A 5,168-nucleotide genomic window follows, 5' to 3' on the forward strand; every position below is an offset into this window, starting at 1 on the left:
AAAAACTTTAATTTTTTTGAAGAAAGTAGTTGCATTTTGGAAGAGTGATGCGTATTATATGTCTTCACCGGCTGACGAGTGATGTTAACGGTTGGGAGCTAAGGCTTCTAAGATATTTAAGAGATATATTATATACAAACACTTTGTTAAAGAATTTGAGTATCAGTAGTTAGAGTCAGAATTTGAGAATTAAACTGAAGAGTTTGATCCTGGCTCAGATTGAACGCTGGTGGCATGCTTAACACATGCAAGTCGAACGGTAACAGGAGAAGCTTGCTTCTTGCTGACGAGTGGCGGACGGGTGAGTAACGCGTAGGAATCTGCCCATCTGTGGGGGATACCAGTTGGAAACGACTGTTAATACCGCATAATATCTGCGGATTAAAGGTGGCCTTTGTGCTGCCGCAGATGGATGAGCCTGCGTTGGATTAGCTTGTTGGTGGGGTAAAGGCCTACCAAGGCTACGATCCATAGCTGATTTGAGAGGATGATCAGCCACATTGGGACTGAGACACGGCCCAAACTCCTACGGGAGGCAGCAGTGGGGAATATTGGACAATGGGCGAAAGCCTGATCCAGCAATGCCATGTGTGTGAAGAAGGCTCTAGGGTTGTAAAGCACTTTAGTTGGGGAGGAAAGCTTATGAGTTAATAGCTCATAAGAAGGACGTTACCCAAAGAATAAGGACCGGCTAACTCCGTGCCAGCAGCCGCGGTAATACGGGGGGTCCGAGCGTTAATCGGAATTACTGGGCGTAAAGGGTCTGTAGGTGGTTTGTTAAGTCAGATGTGAAAGCCCAGGGCTCAACCTTGGAACTGCATTTGATACTGGCAAACTAGAGTATGGTAGAGGAATGGGGAATTTCTGGTGTAGCGGTGAAATGCGTAGAGATCAGAAGGAACACCAATGGCGAAGGCAACATTCTGGACCAATACTGACACTGAGGGACGAAAGCGTGGGGATCAAACAGGATTAGATACCCTGGTAGTCCACGCTGTAAACGATGAGTACTAGCTGTTGGATTCGGTGTAAAGGATCTAGTGGCGCAGCTAACGCGTTAAGTACTCCGCCTGGGGACTACGGCCGCAAGGCTAAAACTCAAAGGAATTGACGGGGACCCGCACAAGCGGTGGAGCATGTGGTTTAATTCGATGCAACGCGAAGAACCTTACCTGGTCTTGACATCCTGCGAACTTTCTAGAGATAGATTGGTGCCTTCGGGAACGCAGTGACAGGTGCTGCACGGCTGTCGTCAGCTCGTGTTGTGAAATGTTGGGTTAAGTCCCGCAACGAGCGCAACCCCTATTGATAGTTACCATCATTAAGTTGGGTACTCTATTGAGACTGCCGCTGACAAGGCGGAGGAAGGTGGGGACGACGTCAAGTCATCATGGCCCTTACGACCAGGGCTACACACGTGCTACAATGGGTATTACAGAGGGCTGCGAAGGTGCGAGCTGGAGCGAAACTCAGAAAGGTACTCTTAGTCCGGATTGCAGTCTGCAACTCGACTGCATGAAGTCGGAATCGCTAGTAATCGCAGGTCAGAATACTGCGGTGAATACGTTCCCGGGTCTTGTACACACCGCCCGTCACACCATGGGAGTGGGTTGCTCCAGAAGTAGATAGCTTAACGAATGGGCGTTTACCACGGAGTGATTCATGACTGGGGTGAAGTCGTAACAAGGTAGCCGTAGGGGAACCTGCGGCTGGATCACCTCCTTAACGGAAATACGAAAAAATAGAAATAAGCTCTAATTATATATTCAAGTGATTTAGCATAGTGTTTGTAGATAATATATTTTAGTGTAAGTAAAATACGGGTCTGTAGCTCAGTTGGTTAGAGCGCACCCCTGATAAGGGTGAGGTCGGTAGTTCGAGTCTACTCAGACCCACCAGTTTTTTGGGGCCATAGCTCAGCTGGGAGAGCACCTGCTTTGCACGCAGGGGGTCAGCGGTTCGATCCCGCTTGGCTCCACCATATTTATTTACATGAAGATAGAGATATTTAACAATTTAGTATAGAAATAGACTTAAGAAAATAAGTGCAAGCGGTGGATGCCTTGGCATTCAGAGGCGATGAAGGACGTGATAATCTGCGATAAGCTTCGGTTAGTTGGTAAATAAACTTTGATCCGGAGATTTCCGAATGGGGGAACCCACCTAACACAAGTTAGGTACTCACTCGACATAGAGTGTAGAGCGAACGAGGGGAACTGAAACATCTAAGTACCCTTAGGAAAAGAAATCAATTGAGATTCCCATAGTAGCGGCGAGCGAAGTGGGAAGAGCCTGGTATGATTTAGCTGTAATTATAGTAGAACAAGTTGGGAAGCTTGACGGTAGAGGGTGATAGTCCCGTATACGAAATAATCACAGTGGAACTAAGCATACGAACAAGTAGGACGGGGCACGTGGAACCTTGTCTGAATATGGGGGGACCATCCTCCAAGGCTAAATACTCCTGAATGACCGATAGTGAACTAGTACCGTGAGGGAAAGGTGAAAAGAACCCTTATAAAGGGAGTGAAATAGAATCTGAAACCGCTTGCATACAAGCAGTAGGAGCATTATTTAGTAATGTGACTGCGTACCTTTTGTATAATGGGTCAGCGAGTTACTTTTAGTAGCGAGGATAACTGAATAAGGGATCCGTAGCGAAAGCGAGTCTTAATAGGGCGAATAGTTGCTAGGAGTAGACCCGAAACCGGCGCGATCTATCCATGGCCAGGTTGAAGGTTGGGTAATACCAACTGGAGGACCGAACCCAATACTGTTGCAAAAGTATGGGATGAGCTGTGGATCGGAGTGAAAGGCTAATCAAGCACGGAGATAGCTGGTTCTCCCCGAAAACTATTTAGGTAGTGCCTCGTGTATAACTCATTGGGGTAAAGCACTGTTTCGACGATGGGGGTTTTACGACCTTACTGACTCGATGCAAACTCAGAATACGATGAAGTTCAATCACGGGAGACACACTGCGGGTGCTAAGGTCCGTAGTGGAAAGGGAAACAGCCCAGACCGCCAACTAAGGTCCCCAAGTCATAGCTAAGTGGGAAACGAAGTGGGAAGGCCCAGACAGCCAGGAGGTTGGCTTAGAAGCAGCCACCCTTTAAAGAAAGCGTAATAGCTCACTGGTCGAGTCGGCCTGCACGTAAGATTTAACGGGGCTAAGCTATGCACCGAAGTTGCGGAATATATTTAGTATATTGGTAGGGGAGCGTTCTGTAAGCCGATGAAGGTGAATTGAGAAGTTTGCTGGAGGTATCAGAAGTGCGAATGCTGACATGAGTAACGTAAAATAAGTGAGATTCTTATTGGCCGAAAACCCAAGGTTTCCTACGCAATGTTAATCAACGTAGGGTAAGCCGGCCCCTAAGGCGTAGCTGAAGAGTGAAGTCGATGGGAAACAGGTTAATATTCCTGTGCCGCTTATATAAACGAAGGAGGGACGGAGAAGGTTAGGTAGGCCTGGCGGATGGTTGTCCAGGTGAAAGTATGTAGGTAGAGGTGCTAGGCAAATCCGGCATCTTGTTGATCTGAGATACGAGACGAAGTCAAACTTGTTTGACGAAGCTATTGATACCATGCTTCCAGGAAAAGCTTCTAAGTATATTGTATAAGTGACCGTACTGTAAACCGACACTGGTGGGTAGGTAGAGAATACTAAGGCTATGAGATAACTCTGGTGAAGGAACTAGGCAAAATGACACCGTAACTTTGGAAGAAGGTGTGCCCTTGATGGTGATGAGACTTGCTCTCTGAGCTGTTGGGGGTTGCAGATACCAGGTGGCTGCGACTGTTTATCAAAAACACAGCACTCTGCTAAATCGTAAGATGAAGTATAGGGTGTGACGCCTGCCCGGTGCTGGAAGGTTAATTGAAGGGGTTAGCGCAAGCGAAGCTCTGGATCGAAGCCCCAGTAAACGGCGGCCGTAACTATAACGGTCCTAAGGTAGCGAAATTCCTTGTCGGGTAAGTTCCGACCTGCACGAATGGCGTAACGACGGCCACACTGTCTCCACCAGAGACTCAGTGAAATTGAAATCGCTGTGAAGATGCAGTGTACCCGCGGTTAGACGGAAAGACCCCGTGAACCTTTACTACAGCTTTGCACTGGACTTTGAATATTTATGTGTAGGATAGGTGGGAGACTTTGAAGCAGTCACGCTAGTGATTGTGGAGTCGTCCTTGAAATACCACCCTTGAATATTTGAAGTTCTAACTCAGGAGAAATTCGAGGACAGTGTATGGTGGGTAGTTTGACTGGGGCGGTCTCCTCCTAAAGAGTAACGGAGGAGTACGAAGGTGCACTCGGTACGGTCGGAAATCGTGCCAAGAGTATAAAGGCAAAAGTGCGCTTGACTGCGAGAGTGACGGCTCGAGCAGGTACGAAAGTAGGTCTTAGTGATCCGGTGGTCCTGTATGGAAAGGCCATCGCTCAACGGATAAAAGGTACTCCGGGGATAACAGGCTGATTCCTCCCAAGAGTTCATATCGACGGAGGAGTTTGGCACCTCGATGTCGGCTCATCACATCCTGGGGCTGAAGCAGGTCCCAAGGGTATGGCTGTTCGCCATTTAAAGTGGTACGCGAGCTGGGTTCAGAACGTCGTGAGACAGTTCGGTCCCTATCTGCCGTGGGCGTTAGAGATTTGAGAAGAGTTGCTCCTAGTACGAGAGGACCGGAGTGAACGAACCACTGGTGTTCCGGTTGTTTCGCCAGAAGCATTGCCGGGTAGCTACGTTCGGAAGGGATAACCGCTGAAAGCATCTAAGCGGGAAGCCTCCTTCAAGATTAGATCTCTCTGATGTAAATCAGTAAGGAACGTTGGAGACTACGACGTTGATAGGCTGGGTGTGGAAGTACAGCAATGTATGAAGCTTACCAGTACTAATGATCCGAGAGACTTAAGTCTATTTCTATGCTGAATTGTTAAATATCTTTATAAGATATATTATCCAAAACACAGTTTTGGCGATAATAGCTTGTAGGAACCACCTGATCCCATTCCGAACTCAGAAGTGAAACTACAAAACGCCGATGATAGTTTGGCTCCGGCCAGGTGAAAGTAGGTAATCGCCATCTTATTCAAATATCAAAGACTTATCGTGATAAGCAATACAAAAAGCCTCATAGTAATATGGGGCTTTGTGTTTTTATAACTA

Annotated in this window: 2 tRNA genes and 3 rRNA genes; all 5 read left to right on the forward strand. The window is 47.4% G+C overall.

The annotated features are described in order from the left end of the window. The first annotated feature begins 191 nt into the window (after positions 1–191). The 5 genes from FQ699_RS02420 to rrf all read left to right on the forward strand — a co-directional run bounded on the left by FQ699_RS02420 (position 192) and on the right by rrf (position 5,088). Positions 192–1,725: ribosomal RNA gene (locus tag FQ699_RS02420) — 16S ribosomal RNA — on the forward strand. A 96-nt stretch (positions 1,726–1,821) separates the two neighbouring features. Further along, a tRNA-Ile gene (locus FQ699_RS02425) sits at positions 1,822–1,898 on the forward strand. Between the two features lie 7 nt (positions 1,899–1,905). Continuing rightward, positions 1,906–1,981 (forward strand) — tRNA-Ala (locus FQ699_RS02430). Positions 1,982–2,031: 50 nt separating this feature from the next. Then, a 23S ribosomal RNA gene (locus tag FQ699_RS02435) occupies positions 2,032–4,918 on the forward strand. Between the two features lie 55 nt (positions 4,919–4,973). Beyond that, positions 4,974–5,088 (forward strand): 5S ribosomal RNA (gene rrf / locus FQ699_RS02440). Together the 16S, 23S and 5S rRNA genes with 2 tRNA genes alongside form the textbook arrangement of a ribosomal RNA operon. Positions 5,089–5,168: the final 80 nt, after the last annotated feature.

This window comes from Francisella salimarina (assembly GCF_007923265.1).
GTDB classification, from domain to species: domain Bacteria; phylum Pseudomonadota; class Gammaproteobacteria; order Francisellales; family Francisellaceae; genus Francisella; species Francisella salimarina.